Genomic DNA, 25,339 nt, shown 5'->3' with positions numbered 1-25,339 from the left:
GGTCAGGGCCTTTTCCTGCCACATGCGAAGTTTAAAACAAAAGGAGGAAGCAGGGTACAGGTTATATTGTATTCTGCATAATAACGACTTATATGTCGAAAAATTAAAATGGATTTATATGGTATAAACATATACCTGGCCTTTCTACAACTTATGTTTCACGTGAAACTTTCAAACAAAAAAAGAGCGAAATCTCGCCCTTTTTCACTATAACCTCGCTAACAACATCTCGAAACTTTACCGCCCTTTGCATTAAATCTTGCCTCTTGTGCTTCAGAAAAAAATTGTTTTCGAGATAATACTTTTTCATTTGGATGGTATTGTTTCATATGCGCAACATACTTTTCATAACTTGGTACACCAACAAGCAAACTAATAAATTGTTTTCGATATCTCCACATGTTACTGATTGTTTTAAGCATAATGCTGCGCCTCGCTTTCATCACGCGGAACATACGCTGCTTCTTTTAAAGGCGTTGCTTTATTATTCAATACTTGTATCCATATTCTAATAGACGATATTAGTACCGCGATCACAACAAGCATAAAAATTCCACAAAGTGCCGCATCAATATAATCATTAAGAATAATTTGTTTCATCTGTGCTACGTTTTTCGCTGGTGCTAACAGTTTCCCTTTATCTAGTGTACTTTGGAATACTTTTGCATGAGAGAGGAATCCAATTTTCGGATTTTCATGAAATAACTTTTGGTAGCCTGCTGTCATTGTAACAATCAGTAACCATGTTGTCGGCACGAGTGTCACCCAAACGTATGCCTTTTTCCCCATTTTAAACAAAACCGTCGTTCCTAGTAATAATGCAATCCCAGCTAACATTTGATTTGCGATTCCAAAGAGCGGCCATAACGTATTAATACCGCCAAGTGGGTCAATTACCCCTTGATATAAGAAATATCCCCATCCTAGTACACAAAGTGTTGTTGCAACAATATTAGAAAACATTGAATCTGTTTTTGCAAATGGTTTATAAACGTGCCCTAAAATATCTTGAATCATAAACCGACCAACACGCGTTCCTGCATCAATCGTTGTTAAGATAAAGAGCGCTTCAAATAAAATTGCAAAGTGATACCAAAATGCCATTAATGCTTTTCCGCCAATTACTTGAGAGAAAATCTGAGCCATCCCAATTGCGAACGATGGTGCCCCGCCTGTACGAGATAATATCGTTTGTTCTCCGACGTTTACAGCCAGTTCCTTCAACTCATTTGGCGTCACAGTAAAACCCCAAGAACTAATTACTTGTGCTGCCTGTGTTACATCCGTTCCAATGATTGCCGGTGGACTATTAATTGCAAAGTATGTACCTGGTGTTAGTACACAAGCTGCAATCATTGCCATTGCTGCGACGAATGATTCCATAAGCATAGCACCGTAACCAATCGGCTGTGCATGTCCTTCCCGCTCTATCATTTTTGGAGTTGTACCAGAAGAAACAAGCGCATGGAAACCAGATACAGCTCCGCAAGCGATTGTAATAAATAAAAATGGGAATAAATTCCCTGCAAATACCGGACCCGTTCCATCAATAAATTTTGAAACTGCCGGCATTTGTAAATTTGGCGCAACAATTATGATACCGATCGCTAAACCAACAATTGTTCCAATCTTTAAAAACGTACTTAAATAATCACGCGGTGCAAGTAATAACCAAACAGGCAATGCAGAAGCGATAAATCCATAAATGACTAGCATAATAGCAATTGTTTCACCTTTAAATGTAAACATAGTCGCAAGCGCTGGATTTCCCGCTACATATTGACCTGCTACAATCGATAAAAGAAGTAAAATAATACCGATAACTGAACCTTCTCCAACATGACCTGGGCGAATGTAACGCATATATACACCCATTAAAATAGCAATTGGAATGGTTGCTGCAATTGTAAACATTCCCCATGGACTTCCTACAAGCGCTTTTACCACAACAAGAGCTAATACTGCTAATAAAATAATCATAATGCCTAAAATCCCGATCATTGCAATAAAGCCTGTTACAGGACCAATCTCTTCCTTAATCATTTCACCAAGTGACTTTCCGTTGCGGCGCATAGATGCGAACAAAATCACAAAATCTTGGACAGCTCCAGCTAAAACAACTCCAACAATAATCCAAAGTGTTCCTGGTAAATACCCCATCTGTGCAGCCAAAATGGGACCAACTAATGGACCAGCTCCAGCAATTGCAGCAAAATGGTGTCCAAATAAAACCCATTTATTTGTTGGAACATAATCTTTCCCATCATTCAAAAGTTCTGCTGGTGTTTTTCGATTGTCGTCCAATTCAAAGACTTTCCTTGCAATAAATTTACTATAAAACCGATACGCAATAGCATATACAGAAACAGCAGCAACAAGTAGCCAAACCGCATTAATGGTTTCACCGCGAGATAAAGCTAACACAGCAAATCCCACTGCTCCTAAAGCCGTAATCACACCCCAAAGTAAAATAGACTTCCATGCTTTCAAACATAATCCCCTCCTATTGTTATGTCCTAGAGGGAATTGTACTAAATTTTCAGAATAATTAAAAATAATATTCCTTATGATGAATATTTCCTAATTTAACATGACCAAATTCTTCCACGACCTGCTACAATTCAATTTTATTTCGAAGCCGTTTTACATAATTTCGGCTGACAGGAATTGGTTGATTATCATACCTTTCCAAATATAGATTATACGTCCCGTTATAATAAGGCTTTAATTCTTTCACATAAATAACATTAATAAGATAACTTTTATGCACACGTAAAAAATCATATGCCGCTAACTTACCTTCTAATTCTTGTAATGTATATGTGGAAATATATTGATTATTATTTGTATAAATAGAAACTGTTTTATTTTCTTTATTCTTGCTTATGTATACAATATCATCTGGAAGAATATATGAAATTCCTTCATGACTCTCGATAGGAAGCTTTTGCAATCGATTCTTCACTTGTTTTATTTTTTCTTGCTCAATACTATGCAGTAAAAATTGCAAGTCTTCCTGTTCAAATGGTTGCAACAAATAATAGAAAGCATGGAAACGAAATGATGCAATCGCATCTTTTATATTATTTCCTGTGAATATAAATTTTGTGCTTAATGTTAATTGGCGCAGCAATCCTGCAACTTCAAATCCTGTTCCGTCTGGCAAATGTGTATCTAAAAAAATAAAATCTGGCGTATGCTTTTTCGCTAGTTGCAATGATTCCATTCCCGATTTCGCTTCAAAGCATTCCAAATTGTTTACATGTTCTGTGAAAAAATCTATTAATTGACCTCTGTTTTCTTCTCTTTCGTTTACAATTAAAATTTTCATGTCTGCCCAACCACCTAATCCTTTTGTCCATACGCCTTGTTGTATACATTCGCTTTTTTAGAAATAATCCCTTTTTACAAGCCATTTTTCTATCAAATATACCATATTTTTGTCAGAAAACAATGAAAAGGAAGCTATACACAGCTTCCTTTTCATTATACTAATTCTCGTTGTTTTGTTTCCTGCCCAAGCACAAGTACAGCAAGAACACCTATTACAATGGCCATACAAAAGATTGTAAAAATATAAGAGAGAGAAGCATGTGTAGCTACAAGATAACCAATTAATAATGGCCCTAAAATACCACCAATGCGCCCAAATGCTGCTGCCATCCCAGCTCCTGTACCACGAATGACGGTTGGATACTGCTCCGGTGTATATGCATACAATGCTCCCCAAGCTCCTAAATTAAAGAATGAAAGCAACATTCCTGCAATCATTAGGGTGATTACTGAATCTGCCGCTCCAAAGAAATATGCGCTACATGCCGTTCCAAGTAAGTATGTGATTAACACAAACTTACGGCCAAGACGTTCAATAAACCAAGCGGCCGTAAAATAACCTGGAAGCTGTGCAAATGTCATAATCAATACATATTGAAAGCTTTTAATTAAACTAAATCCTTTTAGCACTAATACACTTGGAAGCCAAAGAAACATTCCATAATATGAAAATACAACACAAAACCATAAAATCCAAAGCATAATAGTCGCCCGTCTGTACTCCCCTGACCAAACGGCCTTTATGTTTGCAAATACAGATTGTTTTTGTTTTACTTTTTGAAATTGCGGTGAATCAGGTAAACTCCATCGTAAATATAGTGCATAAAAAGCTGGAAGTGCACTTAAAACCATCGCTGTTTGCCAACCATATGTTGGAATAATAAAATATGAAATGAGAGCAGCAATCAACCAACCACCAGCCCAAAAGCTTTCTAACAAAACAACGATTTTCCCACGTTCATGCGCTGCAACACTTTCAGATACAAGTGTGGATGCAACAGGAAGCTCTCCTCCAAGCCCCATTCCAATACAAAAACGAAGTATAAGAAATACGGTTAATGTTGTTGATAAAGCCGTTAACCCGCTTCCAACGGAAAATAATAATAATGTAATAATAAAAACAGATTTGCGTCCGATTTTATCTGCTAATATCCCAAATACGAGCGCTCCGACTGCCATTCCGATGGAGTTAATACTACCAATCCATCCCATCTGCTGTGCACTAAGCTGCCACTCTTTTTGCAAAGCAGCAATAATAAATGAAAGAATCCCAACATCCATTGCATCAAATAGCCAACCTAGCCCAGCAATTCCGAGAAGCTTTCGATTCGAGATTTCTTTAAATTTTCCCACTATAGGCCCTCCTCAATACAGGTGTCTTTACATCACATTTTACATATGTATACCGTATAAGTAAAACAATTTATACGTAAGAATAATCATTACTCATATGACTCTTATCATTTCCACAAAAAAACACCTCATACATAGGCGTTCTTCAATGAATAGACGAATTCTCCCTGTAAAAAGGTGACTCTACAAATAGCTGTTTAAAAAAGAAAAAAGCAGCGATATTTCGCTACTTTTTCGACCGAACAACATCTTTTAAAAATTCAACTAATACAAGTTGACGACGCCAACGCGTTGGATTACTGCACAAACGGTAAAACCACTCTAAATGAATAGCTTGAATCCATTTTGGAGCACGCTTTACTTCTCCGGCCCAAACATCAAAGCTACCACCAACGCCAACAGCTACTTTTGCATGTAAACGCTGTTTATTATTTTGAATAAAGTTTTCCTGTCTCGGAAACCCAAGTGCAACCAGTAAAATGTCCGGCTTCACTTCTTGAATACGTGTAATAATTTCTTCTTCTTTCTCTTGTTTAAAATATCCGTCCTGTGTTCCAACAATAGATACCGCTGAATATCTTTCTGTTAAAGTTCGAGCTGCTCTTTCGATAACGTGCGGCTTTGCTCCAAGTAAAAAGACAGATACAGCTTTCTTTTCTTGCGATAATGTTTCAAACAAATTACACATTAAATCAAAACCTGCCACACGTTCTTTTAACGGTGTTCCTAGCATACCGCTTGCCTTTACAACACCAATCCCGTCTGGTGTAATAAGGTCTACCTGAAGAAGTGTTTGGTGAAACGCAGTATCCTTTTTGGCACACATCACAATTTCAGGATTGGCCGTTACAACTTGAAACGTATTCTCTTGCTTCCTTTCCAGCTGCTGCATTACATACCGAACTGTTTCTGCCATTGTCATCGTTGAGAAAGGCACGCCTAAAATATCAACTGTTTGCACTGCCATATTTACAATCCTCTCTATTTCAAATATCTTTTTCCACTACTGATTATTCTAACCTCTTATTTTTGCATACTCATTACTGCCAGACAAAACCTTCTCATAAGCTTCATACGTATTTTCATATAAATTCCGTAACGAAAAATGAGAAGACGCATGGGTATACAAACGCTCACCCATCTCTACTAATTCACCATTTTTCCACTTTTCATATGCCTCTTCTAATGCACGAGTAAGCGCCGCAGCATCACCAATTGGAATAATCCAGCCATATGCGTCATCAACAATAAGTTGTGACATATCGCCAACATCTGTAGCAATAGAGGTTAAACGTTGATTCGCCCCTTCTAATAAAACAAGGGGGAAACTTTCACTATACGATGTTAATAAATTTATATGCACTGCGGCATATAAATTCTTTGCATCTTCACGATGTCCTAAAAATAGAACTTTATCTTCTAACCCTTTTTGTTTCACTGTTTCTTTTAACTCATTCTCAATTGGTCCATCACCAAGTAACAGCACTTTAATTTTAGGAATTTTTGTATTTTGCAACGCTTCAAATAATATTTCATGTCCTTTAACAGGATGTAAACGGGCTACTTGAATTGCTGTAAATACATCTTCTTGTATACCAAAATTCTCCTTTACATCATAAGGCTTGGCCGGCGTACGATCATATTTAATTCCGTTATAGATTGTACAAATTTTCTCTTCTGGTACACCTAGCGTTACCGTATTCCTCTTAAAACGTTCTGTAATAGCAAAAAATAAATCAACTTTCTTAAACGAACGCAAGTTTAACTTTGTAAAAACCCAACCTTTTAAACCACGTTTCATAAAATCCAATGTTGGATCACTGTGAATGGTTGTAACCCATTTGGCATTTATCTTTCTTCTTAATAAAGAAAGATAAAAGTTGGCTCTTGCCCCGTGGGTATGGACAATATCAAAACCTTCTTTATTAATAAAAGAACGTATTTTTGAAAGAATGGATATATCATAACGAGATGATTGTGAAAAAACATGTACTTTTATTCCTAATGCTCTCGCCTCACTGGCTATTGCACCTTCTTCAAATACCGCTAATTCTACTACATCTTTTGGAAATTGTGACAAAAGTGAAATAATATGCGTTTTTCCGCCACCTGTTTCTGCTCCAGCATTCATATGTAACACTTTCATCTTTTTTCCTCCATTAAATATATTTTCTTATTTTTTACTATAGCAAAAAATAAAAGCTAACATAGTGCTAGCTTTTATTTTTCCATTATTCTATTTCTAAATCAACGATTAAATATGCTAATAATACGACAAAGTAAATACTTACTCCTGGTGCCGTTAACACATGACCTGCTGTAAAAGCAATTCCTAATGCTAATCCAAGACCAGCAGCTAACAATGCGTACTTGACCGTAAATACTTCACGAAACCTTGTTATTAACACCATTAGAATTCTCAAACCATAATACAGAAACGGAATCATAAGAAAAATGAAACCGATAATTCCAAAAGTATAAAACCAATCATGGAAATCTCTTTCAATTAATTTTGGGGCATCTTTAAAGTTACCACCATATCCCATACCAAGTAACTTCTGAGACATAGGCGCTTGTTTATAAAAGTCTTCATACGTTTTTGTAAATAATTCACGTCCACTAAAAATGAGAGCCTGTGTCTCAGCCTTTTTCTCTTCTTCTTTCACTTTTTCTTTCTCTTTTGCGGTATCCTCTTGTTTAACATGGTTATTATGTTGCTTTTTTTCCTCTTGTACTTTTTCAAATACTTGATGATGAATCCCTGTATTTTTATATATTGGCGAGAATGGAAAATATCCTACTACTCCTGCAAATATAACTGTTGCGATTAAACCATTTAACAAATATGGCTTTTTATTACGTTCTTTCCGTTGTAAAAACGCTTGTATAAAGCACATAAAAATAGCAATAACAAATGTACAAACAATAGCACCGGCCCCTACTTTTGTTCCAATTGCAAACAATGAAAATACAATTAAAAGAGACGGAATCCAGAAATAAATTTTTGCTAAGCTTGTTGTTTTTTCAATAGAATACAATACAACAACTGGGCATACAATCGCTAAAATTGATCCAAGTTCATTCCCTGCAAAAAACCAGCCGCGAGAACCTTCTTTAAAATAGTCATAACTATTATAATCCGTTCCAGTTGCGATAGCTGCAACCATAGTTACATTTATAATTAAAGCTGCATATGCTATATAGTTTCTCATCTTTGTATGCATTGTTTCTTTCGTCTTTAATGACTTGAATACGAGAATATAGCAACTTATCATCACAAATGGATATAACGCCTTTGCTATAAACTTAAGATCTTCCATTTGTAACATCGGATGCTTAATCATTTTGTTATTTAAAAATCCTAATCCAAGGACAATTCCTAACCCAAGTAAATATATAATATATTTTCGATTTTCTTTTATACGGGCTTGCGTAAGAATATAAATACCACCAAGAGCCATAACAAATAAGCGTGTTATCACTCCAACCGTTGCATCGATTTTTAGCTCTAAAATACAAAATGATGTAAGTAAATCTATAATTGGTTGTAATATAATAAAAATCAATAGAAAACGTTCAAATTTATAACTTAAACTATTGTGATTTAACATTTTTACCCCCCATAAATATTGTTGCTTCTTTCCAAATACCTATTATAGCATAAGTTATGAATTGACTAGATGGGATTTTAATTGAATCATAAAATCTTTGAGGGCGTCACTTTTCTCCTATATCCATTGTATTTACTTTGAAAACAACACTTTCAAACGCTTTCTTTCCTTATTCTTTCGCTTTTTTTACATGTAGCGAAACAGGAATTGTTATTTTGATAACTTTAGTGTATATTCTTTCCTTGGAACATCTTTAGAAGGAAGGGATCGGAGCGATGTTTTTAATTGATGTATTTACATTTCTCGGTATTATCGCAGCTGCCATTTCTGGTACATTAGTAGGTTTAAAAAAAGAACTCGATTTATTTGGTGTCCTTTGTTTGTCTGTAGCAACAGCACTTGGCGGCGGAATCATTCGAGATGTTATGATTGGAAACTTACCTCCAGTTGCATTTGTTCAACCAATTTACTTTTTTATTAGTATCCTAGCAGCATTATTTACTTGTATGTTTTTTGAACGAATTCATAAATTACAAGTTGTTATTATGTTATCAGACGCTGTCGGTTTAGGCGTATTTACTGCTATCGGTGCAAATGCGGCCATTACTCATCACATGAATGCTTCTTTCTTAGTTGTTTCTATGGGAGTTATCACAGGTATTGGCGGTGGAATTTTACGTGATATGTGTGCGCAAGATATCCCATATGTCTTTCGTAAAGAAATTTATGCAATTGCCTCCATTCTAGGTGCAATTAGCTTTCTTATTACTTATGAAATGGGATCACACGTATTAGCTTTCTATATTTGTTTACTCGTAACATTTGTTATACGTGTAGTAACTTTTATCTATAATGTACATTTCCCAGTCTTTTTTAAAACACATGCGAAAATCCATAAAGGTCATTGATCTATTTTTATAAAAAGAGAATTCTTTCATGAATTCTCCTTTTTTATATACAAGTTAAAAAACAACATAAACATCTTCTTTCTATTTAAGGGGGAACGAGAGCGCATAGAAACAGTCAGGTCAGGACCTTTCCCTACCATATGTGACGTTTAAAACAAAAGGAGAAAGCTAGCGCAGGTCATGTTTTATTCTACATGACAGCGAATTACATGTTGAAAAATTTAAATGGATACATAATATATTACATAAATCCTTCGAGTTTTATATAAAGATAAGGTATAGAAAAATAGATATAATAAATAAAGAAACAAAGATTAGAAGCGATTCATAAAACAAATTGACGATCAGCAGGGGGTTTTACTATCCACGAATAACGTGATAAAACAAAATTCCTATGAGTGAGGAATAAAACCATCCACACTCATAGGAACTTTACTTTTTAAAAAATAGCTTTTGACAATATTGATTTATCATATATATCCCATAGCTTTGTAATATCAATAGACTTGGGACTAATACACCCTCATATACAATATGCATGTTCATAAACTTTGTATACAAATGGCTCGCAATTATGAGTAGAAACAGCATATAATTTCTATTTCCCTGTTTTTGAGCTAGAAGATGTAACATAGAGATTGCCGTAAATATCGTAATCATCATGTATATAAAATATCCACCTTTTATAAAGGTGTTTTTCATTTCTTGTTTCTCTAGCTCTCCTAAACTCATTTGAATAGAAGAAAAACGATCCTTCTCTATTTTATTCAACTTTTTGTTTATAAAATCCATATTATATTCTTTTTTCTCTTGTTCTGCTCTTTTTTCATTTTTTCCTATTAGGACAGATTGAATATACCCTTCGTTTGTAAAAGTGTATCGCGAATTACTTGATGTTCCAAGTGCATAACTTACTGCGTAATGAACACCATAAAATATAACACATACACCTATTAGTCTAATCAACATTCCTTTTCTATCTGGACTTTGCAAAACTTCTACTAATACAAGATACAAAACAAGAACTATAATTAAAAATAAGCCTAATGGACGAATCATATTACTGAAAGCAAATAAAGCAACGGCGACTCCCCACATATACGAATGACTTAATCCTTTATGTATAAGTAAGTAACAGGCAAAATAAAATAAACATGTTGCCAAATGCTCATTCGTTAAAACAGAACAAAGCATAATATTAGGAATATACAAAGCGTATAATACCGCTGCAATTCGGCCACATTCTTCATGAAATAGTTTTGAAGCAAGCTGATAAATAAAATAAGCGGTAGCTCCGCAATATAAAACATTACATACCTTTAAGACAAACGTTGCATCTCCGAAAAAACGAATTAAAAAGGATTCGTACATAATAAAAGGAGATTGAACTACAGTTTCTAGACTGCTAAAAATAGTATTTCCTTGTGCAACTTGTTTAGCAGCTTCATACATCACATTCATATCACTTTCGATCGGAGCTTTCATTAACACAATAGATAGAAACCGGAGTAACACAGTACCAGAAATGAGAAAAATAATAAATTGTTTATCCGTAAATCGATACTGTAAAATAGAGGTAGTCAGCAAAAGTAAAATGATACAAACACCTAATACAATCGCTAAACTAGAAGATTTTACATCAAAAACAGTTTTTACCTCTCCAAAAGAATACCAAAAGGAATATGCAAAAAAGAGGAACATGAGTCCAACTACTACCTTGTAAAAAAAAGCTGAAAAACCTATCTGCATCTTGTCCATAACTTTATTCTATCGCACCTCTTTTTTCTCTTGTTAATAGGTATCTATACCCTTAACTTCGTATTTGTAACAAAACGATTTTATCACGAATAAAGAGAATACCGGTACCCTATTTCTATAACAAAGTTCGTAACATCATATATTCTCCTTGCAATGTAAGCGAAATCTCTTTTACACTACAATCTATATACAGAGAAATTTTCGTTCACTGTTTATAACGAATGATGGACGAAATAAATTAAGTTCCGATGAATATCATAAGAACAAACAAAACAGGAGTAGATAATATGGAAAAGAAATTTATGAGAGAGTCAAGAGCGATAAAAACAACACGTGTTTTTCCAAATGACTTAAATAACCATCAAACATTATTTGGCGGAAAATTATTAGCGGAAATTGACAGCATTGCTTCTATCGCTGCTGCACGCCATAGCCGTCAGCATTGTGTAACTGCTTCTATCGATTCTGTTGACTTCTTAACACCAATTCACCAAACCGATTCTGTTTGCTATGAAGCATTCGTTTGTTATACAGGAAAATCTTCTATGGAAGTATTCGTAAAAATTGTTGCAGAGGATTTATTAGGCGGAGAACGCCGTATTGCAGCTACTTGCTTCATCACTTTCGTCGCATTAAAAGATGGAAAACCAGCCTCTGTACCAGGTGTGATCGCTGAAACAGAAGAAGAGATCTGGTTATATAACACAGGCGGGGAACGTGCAGAAAAACGAAAAATGAACCGATTAAAAAGTAAGGAAATGGCAGAAGTACTAACAATTCAAAAACCATGGAATGTGTAATTCCACAACCTCTTCTTGGCGAATGTATTCGCCAAGTTTTTTATATTATGAAGAAATACTAAGCTTTCTTATCTGCTATTTTCATACATTGTATGCCATTTTTAATGCAATTAAGAAAAGAATCCACTGTTGCTTTACAAAGTTTATCTGCGGTAAACTTATATCCGTAATTACTTAAAATTAATTGACTTATATAACTTATTAGCCAGAGGAACATTCCATGAATATCACTCAATAAAAAAATCTTATGCTATATATACAAGTTACAAAACTGATACAAAAACCCTTTTCTTTTTAGGAGGGAAGAGAGCATCTGGCCGCACATAGAAGCGGTCAGGGTCTTTTCTTGCCACATGCAAGGCTTAAAGCAAAGATAGACAGCGAGTGCAGATCATGACGGTCAAAGTTATAGGATTAAAAACGCAAATTAGACTTCTAATATTGAATTCCTTTCAATAGAAAACACAAAAGCATTTTATTTCAAGAACTATCGATGAAAGGTGAAATTATGCAAAAATCAATTGGATCAAATATTTTTTATAAATTATTGCTCAACACCTTTAATATTATCCTTCCGCTTCTAGTAGGCCCCTATGCATATCGAATGCTCGGGCCTCATTCAATGGGAACAGTTAACAATAGCGAAACAATTTTTAATTTTTTCTTTGTGTTTGCTACATTTGGTGTGTATCAATATGGTTTACGCGAAATTAGCTTAGTTAAAAAGGATAGAAAAAAAACTTCCCAATTGTTTACAAATTTATATCTTATTAATTTTACAACTAGTATCCTTGCTTTAATTGCCTTTTTACTTTTTAGTTACATTGGATATGAAAATAAAGAGGAATTTCCTGTTCTTCTTATTTTCGGGTTCAACTTTATTTCAAGTTTATTTTATGTAGAATGGTACAATGAAGCACATGAAAATTATGATTTCATTGCGAAAAAAACAATTGTTGTTCGTCTCATTTATGTTGTCCTTCTATTTATTTTTATTCATGGTGCAAATGATTACAAACAATTTGCAAGTTTATTAGTTTTATCAACATTTTTAAACCATTTTATCAGTTTTGTATATGTAAAACGTCAAGTTAAGTTCGATTTTTCAAACATAACCATTGTTCGGCATTTAAAACCATTATTTTTAGTTGTTATCTTTTCAAATGCAACTATTCTATATACACAATTAGACCGACTATTATTAGGGGAGTATGCTGGTAAATCCGAACTTTCTTACTATGTCATGGCTTTTCAAATTATGACAATTATTAATACACTTATGTTAAGTGTAATTCAAGTTACCATTCCGCGGCTCTCTTATTTATCAGGAAATGCAGATGAAAAAGAGTATGAAACATTATTAAATAAAATCTCAAAAGTGTACTTTATTACATTATTTCCAGCAGCTATTGGCTTAATGCTTATCGCTCATGGGGCTGTTGTTATTTACGGGGGAAATAAATTTGCTAACGCTGGTGGCACATTAGTTGCTTTTGCATTATACATGATTGCAATAGGTATCGAATCCATTTTATCGAATCAAATTATTTACGTAAAAAAGAAAGAAAACATTTTAGTACGTTTTTTATTCATTGGTGGTTTTCTAAACCTTATTTTAAATATCTTGCTGATCGTCTTTCACGTATTCACACCGACAACAGCAATTGTCACAACTACGATTGCATACTGCTTGTTAATTACACTGGAATATATATATGTAAAAAAGAAACTAAAAGTAAATTACACATTATTCGATATGTCGAAACTAAAATATCTCTTCTATTCACTTACATTTATACCGTTATCATTTCTCGTCCATATAACAATAACAGGAAAAATCCTTTCTGTTATTATTACAATCATCACATGCGGATGTGTATATGCCTTGATTTTATTGATAACAAAAGATGAGATATTGTTTATGTTTTTAGATAAAATTAAAGAAAAGCTGAAGAAAAAATGATGTAAGTAACAAAACACCATCTTGCATGTTTAAGCGAATGAAACTTCTTTAAAGGAGCTGTTCCGATTGAAATTCTCTTTAATCATGGCGACTTGCGGCAGACGTGATGATATTATAGATTTACTAAAATCATTAGAAAAACAAACATATAAAGGCTTTGAACTCATTGTAGTCGACCAAAACGATACACCAATCGCTGATTTATTTACTGACTATAAAGAAAAATTCCCAATCAATTATATATACACGCCAATCAAAGGACTCTCCCGTGCACGAAACACAGGTTTAAAAGTAGCTGATGGTGATGTTATCGCTTTTCCAGATGACGACTGTATTTACGAAACGAACGTGTTAGAAAATATTCAGGAGACGTTTAAACGAAATAACAATATTCATTTTATTTCTACCAATACAACAAATGTAGAAGGGACAGGCTCTTTAATACATGCTCCTAAAACAGATATTATTTTAAATAACAAATACGGATTCATGGGCCCTTCCTTTGCCCTTTTCTTTACGAAGCAGTTCGTACAAGATGTAGGCACATTTGATGAAAACTTAGGAGTTGGAGCAGGGACAATTTACGGAGCCGGTGAAGAAACCGATTTTGTACTTCGCGGTATGAAGAATGGCTATACAGGTTTATTTAAGAAAGATCTTTTCGTATATCATCCAGTAAAAGAAGAGATTATTAATGAGCAATCACTAAAAAGAGCTATTTCCTATGCCGGCGGTTTCGGAAGAGTCATTCGCTTACATTATGGATTTCCTTACTTTTTACGTGCCATTGCCGCTGCTTTATTCCGTGCAATGCAAAACATCTCTAATGATAAACGAAAATTCCATACAAATCGCTTAAAAGGGATTGTTAGAGGATACTTTAAATAAAATGAAATTAACCATCAGTTGGTGTTTTCATGATTTCCTACTGATGGAAAGCCCGTTAATGCGGGATAAAAAAAAGAGCAACTTTCCAATACAGGAACAGTTGCTCTTTTTTACAAGGGGTCTTTTCATAAAAACAAGGGGGGTTTTTATACTCTCTAAACAATTATAAAATGAGTAAACTAACGACTATTTATTATCTTGGTATACAGCACACATTATTGTATTTTTATCATTATACTTACTCATCTTTACAGCGTTTGTACCGCCTTACTAACTAAAGTGTATAATATATACAAGGACTCAACTATCGATTTATCTTACACTAACATTACATTGTTGTAATGAAAAAATCCCATAAAGTTACAGGCCCTTTTCATAAGGAATACGTGAAAATTCAAAGATAAAAGATAGCATTATATTTAAGAATTTAGTATCATGATTCAAGATACTATTATAAATAGCAATTGAAAAACTTACCTAAAACCTCTTTTTTTAGGTAGATGAGAGCATCTGGCCATGCTAGGGTCTTTTCCTCCCATATGCAAGGGTTAAAACAAAGGGAGAAAGCGAATGCAGGTCATTTTTTATGCTGCGTATTAGTAACTTTTATGTTAAAAAATTAAAATGGATTTATATATTTCAAACAGAGCGGAGGACACTATGAGCTTATTAACAGTTGAAAATCTAGGTCATACTTTTGGTGATCGTACACTATTTAAAGATGTATCAATGCGTTTATTAGCAGGAGAACATGTTGGATTAGTCGGTGCAAACGGTGTTGGTAAATCAACATTTATGAATATTATTACAGGGCAACTGATCCATGATCAAGGGCGTGTAGAATGGACACCTGGCACCCATTATGGATATTTAGATCAGCACACAATTTTAACACCTGGTCGAACTATTCGTGATGTATTAACAGATGCGTTCTTACCTTTATTCGAAAAAGAAAAAGAATTAAATACGATTGCTGAAAACATGGCAACAGCGTCTCCAGAAGAATTAGAAGAACTACTTGAAAAAATGGCAGGAGTGCAAGATGCACTTGAAGCAGGCGGCTTCTATTTATTAGATATTAAAATTGAAGAAGCGGCACGCGGTCTTGGAATTGATGCAATTGGCTTAGATCGTGATGTTTCGGCGTTAAGTGGGGGACAACGTACGAAAGTATTGCTTGCAAAGCTATTGCTTGAGCAACCTGAAGTACTATTACTCGATGAGCCAACTAACTATTTAGACGTTGAACATATTCAATGGTTAACAAACTATTTAAAGGAATATCCTCATGCGTTCCTTTTAATTTCCCATGATACAGAGTTTATGAACAAATGTGTTAATGTTATTTTCCATCTTGAATTTTCAAAAATGTCACGTTATACAGCAACATATGAAAAGTTCTTAGAACTAGCAGAAATCAACAAAAATCAACATTTACAAGCGTATCAAAAACAACAAGAGTTCATTAAACAACAAGAGGATTTTATTTCGCGAAATAAAGCACGTTACTCAACTACTGGACGTGCAAAAAGTCGCCAAAAACAACTCGATCGCATGGAACGTATTGATCGTCCAGAAACTGCTATGAAACCGGAGTTTTCTTTTAAAGAATGCCGTGCAAGCAGCCGTTTTGTCTTTGAAGGAGAAGAGGTAGAAATCGGCTATACGTATCCTCTCTTACCGAAATTAACAATGACTGTTGAACGTGGTGAAAAAATTGCCATTGTTGGATGTAACGGGGTCGGAAAATCAACATTACTCAAAACGATTCTTGGAAAAATTAAACCGCTAAACGGGAAAATTAGTCTTGGTGATTTTTTAGAGCCTGCTTATTTTGAACAAGAAGTTAAGGCTGAAAATATTACACCAATCGATGATGTATGGAATGCGTTCCCGCATTTAGACCAACATCAAGTACGGGCAATGCTTGCGAAATGCGGCTTAAAAAATGAACATATTTCTCGCCCAATGAGCCAATTAAGTGGTGGTGAACAAGCAAAAGTTCGTTTATGTAAATTAATGGCAACGGAAAGCAACTGGCTATTATTTGACGAGCCAACAAACCATCTTGACGTGACAGCTAAAGAAGAATTACAGCGTGCTATGAAAGCATATAAAGGTACAATTATTCTTGTTTGCCATGAACCTGACTTTTATGAAGGCTGGATTACAAAAGTTTGGAACGTAGAAGAATGGGCAGAGAAAGCAGCTCAGCAATAAAGTCTAATCCATCGGGGCCTCACTGCTCACAAATAGTGGGATAAAAATATGCCTCTTGTCTAAGACAAGAGGCATATTTCATTATTTTTTCTACCTAAAAAACATTTTACCTTATTAAAAAAATTGTATTCTTATAAAATAAAACTTCAAGCTTTTAAGCGGAATACATAATATGCTTTCTTCCTGTATAAATCATTCTATTACAACAAGGGGTGTAACAAATCATGTTAACCATACAATGGAATCGCTTCAATTCATTGTTAGCAAAATGCCTCGTAATTTTGTGTTTACTTATCTTTGCTTTTACTATTTGGGATTCTTATTTAACTGTTAAAGAAACTCTATTCGTTCGAACACTTATTAGTGCTCCCATTATAATTCTCATCATGATTTTGCTTATACTACTGACTTATCTTTGTAATACATACTTTTCAAAAACGACATTTATTATTTTATTAACACTTTGTGCGTTTACCGCTCGATTTATTTGGATTCTAAAAATCCCAACACCAATTGAATCTGACTTCGCATTAATGTATGAAAGTGCTGTACAAGCTGCTCACGGCGACTATAGTTTTTCAAGTTCTCCATACTACACAACATGGGTGTATCAACTAGGATTTGCAATGTATCAAGCTTTTATCATCAAATTATTTGGTAACCATATATTCATTTTAAAGTTGTTAAATGTCCTTTATTGTACGGGAACTACACTATGTGTATATGGCATTACAAGTAAAATTTTCAATGAGTGGACTGGTCGTGTAGCTGGACTATTATATGCTTTTTTTATTTCAAGCATTATGATGAGTTCGGTCTTAACCAACGAACACCTTGCAACATTTTTATTTTATTTAGGATTCTATTTATTAGTAACAAAAGGATTACACAGTAAATATACTTGGATCTTTATAGGAATTACACTAGCGCTTGGTGATATCATACGCCCCCTAGGTAGTCTCGTCTTATTAGCTGTTATCATTTATCTATTCCTTCATGGATTTCTTGGAAAAGATAAACAAACAATGTTTACTACAACAAAGAAACTTATTGGTATTCTTATTGTCTTTTATGCTGTCCATTATATTGTAAGCTCTATGTTCATTGCTACAGGAATTACAAAGTATCCATTATCTAATCGTGACCCTCTTTGGAAATTTGTCATAGGGCTTAACCACGAAACAACAGGATCATATTCAGTGTCAGATGCTGAACAAATCTTGCGTCTAGAAATAGGTGAAGAACGAAAAGCATTAGAAATGAAACTCATTAAAGAACGAATTGCAGATAAAGAAAAGCTATTCACACTCTTTGGAGATAAATTTTCCTATATGTGGGGGGATCTTGACTCCGCTGGTTACTGGAGCTTAAATCAATTAAACAAAAAAGATTTATCTGATACATCTATGGAATATGAAAAATATATGTATATTGCAACCATGTTATTTGGTGTGATTGGATTATTATCTCTTCTTTTCACAAAACAGAAAAACTTTCATTATACATTATTTCTCTTACTTATTATTGGATATATAACTGTTCATTTTTTAATAGAGGTGCAGACAAGGTATCGATATTTTATCATTCCAAGCTTCTTCATTATTCAAAGCTATGGAATCTATGTAATTCATCGATATATGGGAAAAAAACCATATAAATACAAGTTGAAAAAAATGGCATAAAAACCTCTTTCTTTTTAGGGGGGACGGGAGCATCTGGCTGTGCATAGAAGCGGCCAAGGCCTTTTCCTGCCACATGTAAGGGTTAAAAGCAAAGAGAGAAAGCGAGTGCAGGTCCTGTTTTATTCTGCATAGCAGTGATCTATATGTTGAAAAAGCTACTATATATAAATGTGTAGAATTCATTGTTCTTTACATTACATGTCAAATATTTGCATCCGAAAAGATACTAGAGATTTCCGAATCATTGATCGTACCGGATATGTTCCAATATAATAACAGCCTGTTCCAAAAATGAAATAAGCGGAATAGGCTGTTATATTTTTTAGCGTCTAAACAAGATGAGAAAATCTCCATACCCTTCTTTCTCTAAATCCTCTTTAGGGATAAAGCGTAATGCAGCAGAGTTAATACAATAGCGCAAACCATTTGGTCCTGGTCCATCTGGGAATACGTGTCCCAAATGAGAATCTGCTTCTTTACTGCGTACTTCCGTTCTCGTCATGTTATGACTTACATCTATTTTTTCTTTTATACTTGCTGATAACATCGGTTTCGTAAAACTAGGCCACCCACAACCACTATCAAATTTATCTAACGAACTAAATAAAGGCTCTCCTGACACGATATCAACGTAAATACCATCCTCTTTATGGTCCCAATATTTATTTTGAAAGGATGGTTCTGTTCCATTTTCTTGTGTAACATAAAATTGCATGTCAGTAAGCTTTTCCTTTAAATGAGTATTATCTTTTGACCAATATTTTTTGATAAACGCATCACGCCCTGAACCTTGGCGATATAACGCGTATCGAAATGGATTTTTCTCATGATAGCCCTGATGATATTCTTCCGCAAGATAAAATGTTGTAGCTGGTAAAATTTTCGTAACAATTGGCTTCGAAAAGCGTTCACTTTCTTCTAACTCACGTTTAGACATCTCTGCGTCTTTACGTTGCTCTTCGCTATGATAAAAAATGACTGTTTCATATGATTGTCCGCGATCATGAAATTGACCTCCAGCATCAGTTGGATCAATTTGCTGCCAATATAAGCGAAGCAATTGCTCATACGGCATACGCTCTGGATCAAAAGTAATTTGTACTGCTTCATAATGCCCAGTTGTCTCTGAACAAACTTCTTTGTATGTTGGATTTTCCTTATGCCCACCTGTATATCCAGATACAACCTTTATAATGCCATCCATTTCCTCAAATGGCGACACCATGCACCAAAAACATCCTCCAGCAAATGTTGCAAATTCATATTTTTTGTTTACACCCACTTCTTCACCCCATTATCTTTTCTTACAGTATGGCATACGAAAATGTAAATTATAAAGTGAAACTTTAATCAGTGGGGGTTTTCTTCATCCCCCACTGATTATTAGCACACCCAATCGGGCGCATGCCAGCAGTTTATCTCCCACCTAACTTCTTAGGCTCGTTCAGAATATGAGGGGGATGGAACTACTGACGTAGACCTCGTAGGAAGAAGCGAAGCCACTGAAGCTGGACAATGCTTTCGCTGAATTTTAAGGTGGGGCTATTATTGCCCGTTAATTCGTAATAAATAAAAAAGCATCAAAATAGATGCTTTTTATTTATTATTTACCGTTTCTTCTTTCTCGTCACTTATTACTTCTAACACATCTAGTAAAAACATAAAAATTGGAATCCCTATAATCAATCCCCATACACCTAAAAAATGTTCAGAGAAAATTAAAATCATAAATGTATAAAATATAGGTAAATTTGTTTTTTCTGACATAAACTTTGGATTTAAGAAATAACTTTCAATCGCATGAATGACTGCTACAATAATTAAAACGTATAAAATATACACCATACCACCGGTATTATAAGCAATTATACAAAGTGGAAACAGCGAAATAATTACACCTGCGACTGGAATAAGCCCCAGCAAGAAGATCATTAAGGCTAACCCGAGCAACTGCGGGAAACCTAAAATCCAAAGTGCAATAGTCGATAACACACAATTTACAATGGCAATAAGAAATTGCGCCTCAATTACTTTTCCGAATGAGCGAGCGAATTTTCTTCCAAAATACTCAATTTCATTATAGAAAACAGCTAATTTACTTTCTTTGAACTTCGCTGTAAACATAACAATTCTTGACTTTTCTAACAAGAAAAATAAGCTCAAAATAAGTGAAAGTAAAATTTGCAAACTTACTTTCCAAACATTTGCTAGCGAATTATAAATAATATCAACGCCTTGATTCACGTACTTCGATAATTCCACGTGATCAATTGCAGAAACTAGATATCTAATTACCTCATTATCAGGTGGATTTCGTACAAATACATTGAACTGATACACAAGTTGCGTAATTTGTACCATTAAAATTGGTACATATTTGTATAATGTAATAACGATTCCACTAATCAATGCTGTATATAAAAATGCAATAATTATTTTTCTATTAATCGGTAAAAAATGTTCCAATTTGCGAGAAATAAATTTTTGAAATCTATCCATCAAATACGTAAGAATAAATGTAATCAAAATTAAATTAAACATGCTTTTCATCCCATATAAGATAAGCACAAGTAACCCTAATACAACTAACCTCTGAAATCCTTTACTTTGAAACAGGTTTTTCATTTGCATAATCGAAGCGTGATCTCTCCTGTCCATTCATTTTTATCTTAATTTCATTTTACAATATAAATGGTACTTTCAGAACGTATTATTATAAACTAAATAAAAAGTTTTATTATGAAACGTTAAAAACCGACATATAAACAGTTAAGTTCAAGGTTTAAGAAAACCAGCACATGCCACAGTGACTTATAGAAAAATTTAAATGAATAGAAAAAACACCTCCAATTTGTCGTTTATATTTACATACGACAGTGGGGGTGTTTTATCCTTGTCTCGCTTTACTGGGTCATTATATTAACAGTAGATGAGGTTTTTAGTCATATACTCTACTTGCTTCTGTTTCATTTTAATTTTTTTACTAAAGAGTAGAGCAAATCTTTTTGTTGTTCAGTTGTCATAGTAAACCACAAGTTTTACAAACTTTTATCCTTATAGAGTAGGTATTTTCTTTCTGCTCCTTCTACAAATTGCGTATGCTCAGCAACTAAACGATAATTTTCACGAAGATAAGGAACTGTAACCTGATTTGGGCTCATTTTTGGATCAACTCTTAATACAACAAATTTAACTTTTCTCTCTTTTATATAACGATGTTGTTCATCCATATTTTCAGGATATTCATTATAATCAATGTTTTGTCTTTCAAAATAGCGGATATTCGGTACAATATCTGCCACCAAATAAAATCCCCCGTCTAATTCACCATAATTTAATAGCGTTGGATTCGGTTCTTGATGCATAATTTCTGCAAATTTTTCTTGTGCAAGAGGTTCCTTCTGATAGAACTTTGAAGACTTCATGTTGGAATTATAACCGAAGCAAAAGAAAATTGTTGCCATCGCCATCATTGATAGGGCAAACCATTTACTTTTACCAAGAGTAATCTGCGACTTTATATTAGCATTTTGAAGGAAATGAGCGATTGCTATCAATCCAAATAGCCCTAAAGGAGTTATAATAAGAAAATAGTATGGATAGCCTCTTCCTCCAATATATACTCCTACTATTAAGAAAATGATAGTACTTAAAAGCATCCACTTTTGACTTCTATCTTTAAAATACTTCCATGTAAACATAAAATCAATTAAACCAACAAGAATTAACACTTTACTTTCGAAATTACCATTAAATGCATCTCCAAAAGTAAACGCAAAATTGGCTAGTTTTTCAACTTTACCAACTTGTGATGAATAAGTACCAAGATTAAATTTTAAATACACATCTATCAAATCTTGAATTGCATGATTCATACCAAAATAGATAAACCATGGAATACTTGCAAGAACTAGCCCCGCAAACGTGAAAGCAATTGCGTTCATTAAGTCCTTCCATCTTTTTTCACCTATACAAATAAATAAAATTGCAAGGTAGAATCCAATCCAAGCCCCGACAAGGGTAAATTTAATCCAAAATACGCAGGCAATCATAATCCCATTTAGAAGAAAAATTCCTCGTTTAAATAGAGAGTCAGAGCCATACTTATAATATTTAAATATCATATAAAGAAGTGTCATTATGAAAGGAATTGAAAACTCTTCAGCACTATCCCCAAAACGAAATGCATTTTGATTCAATACTAATACTGGGAAAAATATAGATATAAGTGCAGAAGGCATCCAATTCAAATAAAGGCGGGAAATCTTGAATGCTAACACAACGTTAGCAAACATCGCAAGACTTTCCAGTATGTATACTCCAACGAAAGTAGTATGAGAAAACGAATAAGCTAATGCATGCAAACCATATAACAAAGGACCCTTTTGTTCAAAAATGTCTTGATAAGGGACTACTCCATTAGCCATACCTTTTCCAACTGTAAAAAAGGCATTAGAATCTACCCACTCACTTAACGTAAAGAACGGCGATGTCTGTGTAAAAAACAACATAATAAAAAAGGAATAAAAAAATAAAAAGATATTTAGTTTTTCAAATGATGATTTATTTATCCTGAGATCATTAAACCTAACTGACTTTTCCATTTCTTTCAAGTCTTCCTCTCATTCATTTAATTATAGCCGGGAACATTTCATAAAAAGCTTTTGCCCCGATCAAACTTAATACCTATCCTAAAAATTCATCCCCATCTTCAGGCACGTGCTAGGCAATAACCCAGCAGTAAGATGGGGATGATTTTAATTAAACACAGCCTAAAATAATTGTTAGTAAATACTTATAAGGTTTATCCATCCTAAAGATACTCTTCTATGGAATTCTCCTTAGCTATACATTCAACGAAAAACCAATACTAGACTAATAGATTTTTTTACGAATACCCACTCCAAAATACTTTTGTGAGGATGAGTTTCCTTACTTTCTATTTATTTTTTAACCAATTCTGATACGTATTCTTTTTGTTTCTCAAGAACACTATTTTTTTCAATGGTATATCTCGGGCGCCCTTTTGTTTCTTTAAAGATTTTCCCTATATATTCACCAATAATTCCAATAGCTAGCAACTGTACTCCTCCAACAATCCAAATGGATAGCATCAATGAAGTCCAGCCACTAGTTGTATATGAAAAAACTTTTGCAAATAATGCATAAAGAGCAATTCCTATCCCGATAAGCACCATCAAAAATCCTAAATATGAAACGAATCTTATTGGTGCAACGCTAAATGAAGTAAGTCCATCAAAAGCGAAGGCAATCATTTTCTTTAATGGGTACTTTGATTCGCCAGCAAATCTTTCTTTACGGTCATAATAAACATTAGTAGATTTAAAGCCTAATAAAGGAACAATTCCACGAATGAATAAGTTTTCTTCTTGATATTTTATAAATTCATCTAATGCCCTTTTGCTCATTAAACGATAATCTGCATGGTTGGGTACTAACTTAACACCCATTTTTCCCATTAGACTGTAAAACCATAAAGCAGTATTTCTTTTAAATTTAGTATCAGTGTCTCGTTTATCTCGAACTCCGTATACAATCTCATAACCTTCTTGATATTTATCAATAAATTGATAGATAACATTTACATCATCTTGAAGGTCAGCATCTATTGAAACCACACAATCTGAAAAATTTCTGGCCGATTCCAGACCAGCGATTAATGCTCCTTGATGGCCAAAATTTCTACTTAATTTTAATCCTTGAACATACGGATTTATTGCTGTTTTCTCTTCAATTATGCCCCAAGTATTATCAGAGCTTCCATCATCTACATAAAAAATGATACTTTCATCACTTATTTTGTGATTTGCAACTAAATCGTCCATAACCCTTGTCAGTTCTTTTGTTGTTTCCTCTAATGTAGCTTCTTCATTATAGCAAGGAACAACAATCGTCAATAAAGGTACATTGCGCGCCATTCTTCCACCCCTTAATTTTCAAAAAACCCTATTTCATATATCTTAAAAATTTCTAGATTTAGTAATCCCCCAACCAATTTTAACATATCGAGGGATAAAATGTAATAATACCCATTGACTTTCCAATTAAAATTATTGTTAATTATTTCTTCATCGTCTCTCCCAAACAATGAGAATCTCATTTGCTTATGGGAAATTTTTCTCTGACTAATTTAATTTAGTTATACAGTGGGGGGTACTGCCCGTTAATGCGAGATAAACTTCTTAGCAACGCCTTAACAGAGATTAATTTTTTATCCCTTTCAAATTCCAAAACAAAAAAGAAGAGAAATATTGATTCCCTTCCTCCTCTTCTTCCTTTCATTCAGTTGATACTCTTAAAAGGATAACAACCTTATTTATTTATGGTAAGGTTCATTACGATTGATTCGAAATGCTCTATACACCTGTTCTAACAGTACCAAACGCATCAACTGATGAGGCAGCGTCATTTTCGAGAACGACAATGACTCATTGGAGCGCTTCATCACTTCTTTACTTAGTCCAAGCGATCCTCCGATAACAAACGCCACTTTACTTTTTCCATATGTAGCAAGACGGTCTAAACTTGCGGAAAATTCTTCTGATGATTTTTGTTTCCCTTCAATTGCTAATGCAATCACATGCGTATCATCAGAAATTCTATCTAAAATACGAATTCCTTCTTTTTCTTTTACCATTTGTATTTCTGCTTCACTTAAATTTTCTGGTGCTTTTTCATCTGGTAATTCAACAACTTCCACTTTCGCATAAGAGGATAATCGTTTTAAGTATTCTTCAATACCTTGTTTTAAATATTTTTCTTTTAACTTTCCGATTGAGATAATTAAGATATTCACATGTAC

19 protein-coding genes are annotated in these 25,339 nt (G+C 34.0%); 6 read left to right on the top strand and 13 right to left on the bottom strand.

What is annotated here, in order from left to right; translation table 11 throughout:
- Nucleotides 1-218: 218 nt before the first annotated feature.
- From BM350_RS20285 to BM350_RS20255, 7 genes are all read right to left on the bottom strand, one after another.
- The gene (locus tag BM350_RS20285) at nucleotides 219-422 is read right to left on the bottom strand and encodes a YbdD/YjiX family protein (protein ID WP_090916228.1); all 204 of its coding nucleotides are present in this window, start codon (nucleotides 420-422) and stop codon (nucleotides 219-221) included.
- Nucleotides 415-2,490, bottom strand: coding sequence for a carbon starvation CstA family protein (locus BM350_RS20280; protein WP_090916229.1), 2,076 nt, complete (start codon nucleotides 2,488-2,490; stop codon nucleotides 415-417). Before BM350_RS20280 ends, BM350_RS20285 begins: the two co-directional genes overlap by 8 nt.
- A gap of 124 nt (nucleotides 2,491-2,614) precedes the next feature.
- Complete coding sequence (locus BM350_RS20275; protein WP_090916231.1) at nucleotides 2,615-3,331, bottom strand: LytR/AlgR family response regulator transcription factor; 717 nt, start codon at nucleotides 3,329-3,331, stop codon at nucleotides 2,615-2,617.
- A gap of 155 nt (nucleotides 3,332-3,486) precedes the next feature.
- Complete coding sequence (locus tag BM350_RS20270) at nucleotides 3,487-4,686, bottom strand: MFS transporter (protein WP_090916233.1); 1,200 nt, start codon at nucleotides 4,684-4,686, stop codon at nucleotides 3,487-3,489.
- A 226-nt stretch (nucleotides 4,687-4,912) separates the two neighbouring features.
- The gene (locus BM350_RS20265; protein WP_090916235.1) at nucleotides 4,913-5,653 is read right to left on the bottom strand and encodes a WecB/TagA/CpsF family glycosyltransferase; all 741 of its coding nucleotides are present in this window, start codon (nucleotides 5,651-5,653) and stop codon (nucleotides 4,913-4,915) included.
- 48 nt (nucleotides 5,654-5,701) lie between these two features.
- Nucleotides 5,702-6,832, bottom strand: a complete 1,131-nt coding sequence (locus tag BM350_RS20260; RefSeq protein WP_090916236.1) for a glycosyltransferase family 4 protein — start codon at nucleotides 6,830-6,832, stop codon at nucleotides 5,702-5,704.
- A gap of 85 nt (nucleotides 6,833-6,917) precedes the next feature.
- Nucleotides 6,918-8,297: an O-antigen ligase family protein gene (locus BM350_RS20255; protein ID WP_090916238.1), complete on the bottom strand. Its 1,380-nt coding sequence runs from the start codon at nucleotides 8,295-8,297 to the stop codon at nucleotides 6,918-6,920.
- Nucleotides 8,298-8,572: 275 nt separating this feature from the next.
- On the opposite strand from BM350_RS20255, the gene BM350_RS20250 reads away from it, so the two are divergent.
- On the top strand, nucleotides 8,573-9,205 hold the full coding sequence (locus BM350_RS20250) for a trimeric intracellular cation channel family protein (RefSeq protein WP_090916240.1): 633 nt from the start codon (nucleotides 8,573-8,575) through the stop codon (nucleotides 9,203-9,205).
- Between the two features lie 432 nt (nucleotides 9,206-9,637).
- Here the strand turns inward: BM350_RS20250 and BM350_RS20245 are convergent, their stop codons facing one another.
- A complete protein-coding gene (locus tag BM350_RS20245; protein ID WP_211482635.1) occupies nucleotides 9,638-10,906 on the bottom strand; it encodes a glycosyltransferase family 39 protein in 1,269 nt (422 codons plus the stop codon).
- 344 nt (nucleotides 10,907-11,250) lie between these two features.
- On the opposite strand from BM350_RS20245, the gene BM350_RS20240 reads away from it, so the two are divergent.
- The 5 genes from BM350_RS20240 to BM350_RS20220 all read left to right on the top strand — a co-directional run bounded on the left by BM350_RS20240 (nucleotide 11,251) and on the right by BM350_RS20220 (nucleotide 18,516).
- Nucleotides 11,251-11,763, top strand: a complete 513-nt coding sequence (locus tag BM350_RS20240; RefSeq protein ID WP_090916244.1) for an acyl-CoA thioesterase — start codon at nucleotides 11,251-11,253, stop codon at nucleotides 11,761-11,763.
- Between the two features lie 508 nt (nucleotides 11,764-12,271).
- The gene (locus BM350_RS20235; protein WP_090916246.1) at nucleotides 12,272-13,726 is read left to right on the top strand and encodes an oligosaccharide flippase family protein; all 1,455 of its coding nucleotides are present in this window, start codon (nucleotides 12,272-12,274) and stop codon (nucleotides 13,724-13,726) included.
- A 66-nt stretch (nucleotides 13,727-13,792) separates the two neighbouring features.
- Nucleotides 13,793-14,614, top strand: a complete 822-nt coding sequence (locus BM350_RS20230; protein WP_090916248.1) for a glycosyltransferase family 2 protein — start codon at nucleotides 13,793-13,795, stop codon at nucleotides 14,612-14,614.
- Between the two features lie 660 nt (nucleotides 14,615-15,274).
- Entirely contained in the window at nucleotides 15,275-16,834 is a 1,560-nt protein-coding gene (locus BM350_RS20225; RefSeq protein ID WP_090916250.1) for an ABC-F family ATP-binding cassette domain-containing protein, read from the top strand.
- Between the two features lie 224 nt (nucleotides 16,835-17,058).
- Nucleotides 17,059-18,516, top strand: coding sequence for a glycosyltransferase family 39 protein (locus BM350_RS20220; protein WP_090916252.1), 1,458 nt, complete (start codon nucleotides 17,059-17,061; stop codon nucleotides 18,514-18,516).
- Nucleotides 18,517-18,838: 322 nt separating this feature from the next.
- On the opposite strand, the gene msrB is transcribed toward BM350_RS20220, so the two are convergent.
- From msrB to rlmH, 5 genes are all read right to left on the bottom strand, one after another.
- On the bottom strand, nucleotides 18,839-19,798 hold the full coding sequence (gene msrB, locus BM350_RS20215; protein WP_090916254.1) for a peptide-methionine (R)-S-oxide reductase MsrB: 960 nt from the start codon (nucleotides 19,796-19,798) through the stop codon (nucleotides 18,839-18,841).
- A 314-nt stretch (nucleotides 19,799-20,112) separates the two neighbouring features.
- Nucleotides 20,113-21,147 (bottom strand): AI-2E family transporter, encoded by a 1,035-nt coding sequence (locus tag BM350_RS20210; protein WP_090916256.1) that lies wholly within the window; start codon nucleotides 21,145-21,147, stop codon nucleotides 20,113-20,115.
- A 407-nt stretch (nucleotides 21,148-21,554) separates the two neighbouring features.
- The gene (locus BM350_RS20205) at nucleotides 21,555-23,120 is read right to left on the bottom strand and encodes a hypothetical protein (RefSeq protein WP_090916258.1); all 1,566 of its coding nucleotides are present in this window, start codon (nucleotides 23,118-23,120) and stop codon (nucleotides 21,555-21,557) included.
- Between the two features lie 339 nt (nucleotides 23,121-23,459).
- Nucleotides 23,460-24,455: a glycosyltransferase family 2 protein gene (locus tag BM350_RS20200; RefSeq protein ID WP_090916260.1), complete on the bottom strand. Its 996-nt coding sequence runs from the start codon at nucleotides 24,453-24,455 to the stop codon at nucleotides 23,460-23,462.
- Nucleotides 24,456-24,853: 398 nt separating this feature from the next.
- A complete protein-coding gene (gene rlmH, locus BM350_RS20195) occupies nucleotides 24,854-25,333 on the bottom strand; it encodes a 23S rRNA (pseudouridine(1915)-N(3))-methyltransferase RlmH (RefSeq protein ID WP_090916262.1) in 480 nt (159 codons plus the stop codon).
- Nucleotides 25,334-25,339 lie beyond the last annotated feature (6 nt).

Source organism: Bacillus sp. 103mf (assembly GCF_900116295.1).
GTDB classification, from domain to species: domain Bacteria; phylum Bacillota; class Bacilli; order Bacillales; family Bacillaceae_G; genus Bacillus_A; species Bacillus_A bruguierae.
Note: the sequence above shows the minus strand (reverse complement) of the source record. Positions and strands in the feature narration are given on the sequence as shown.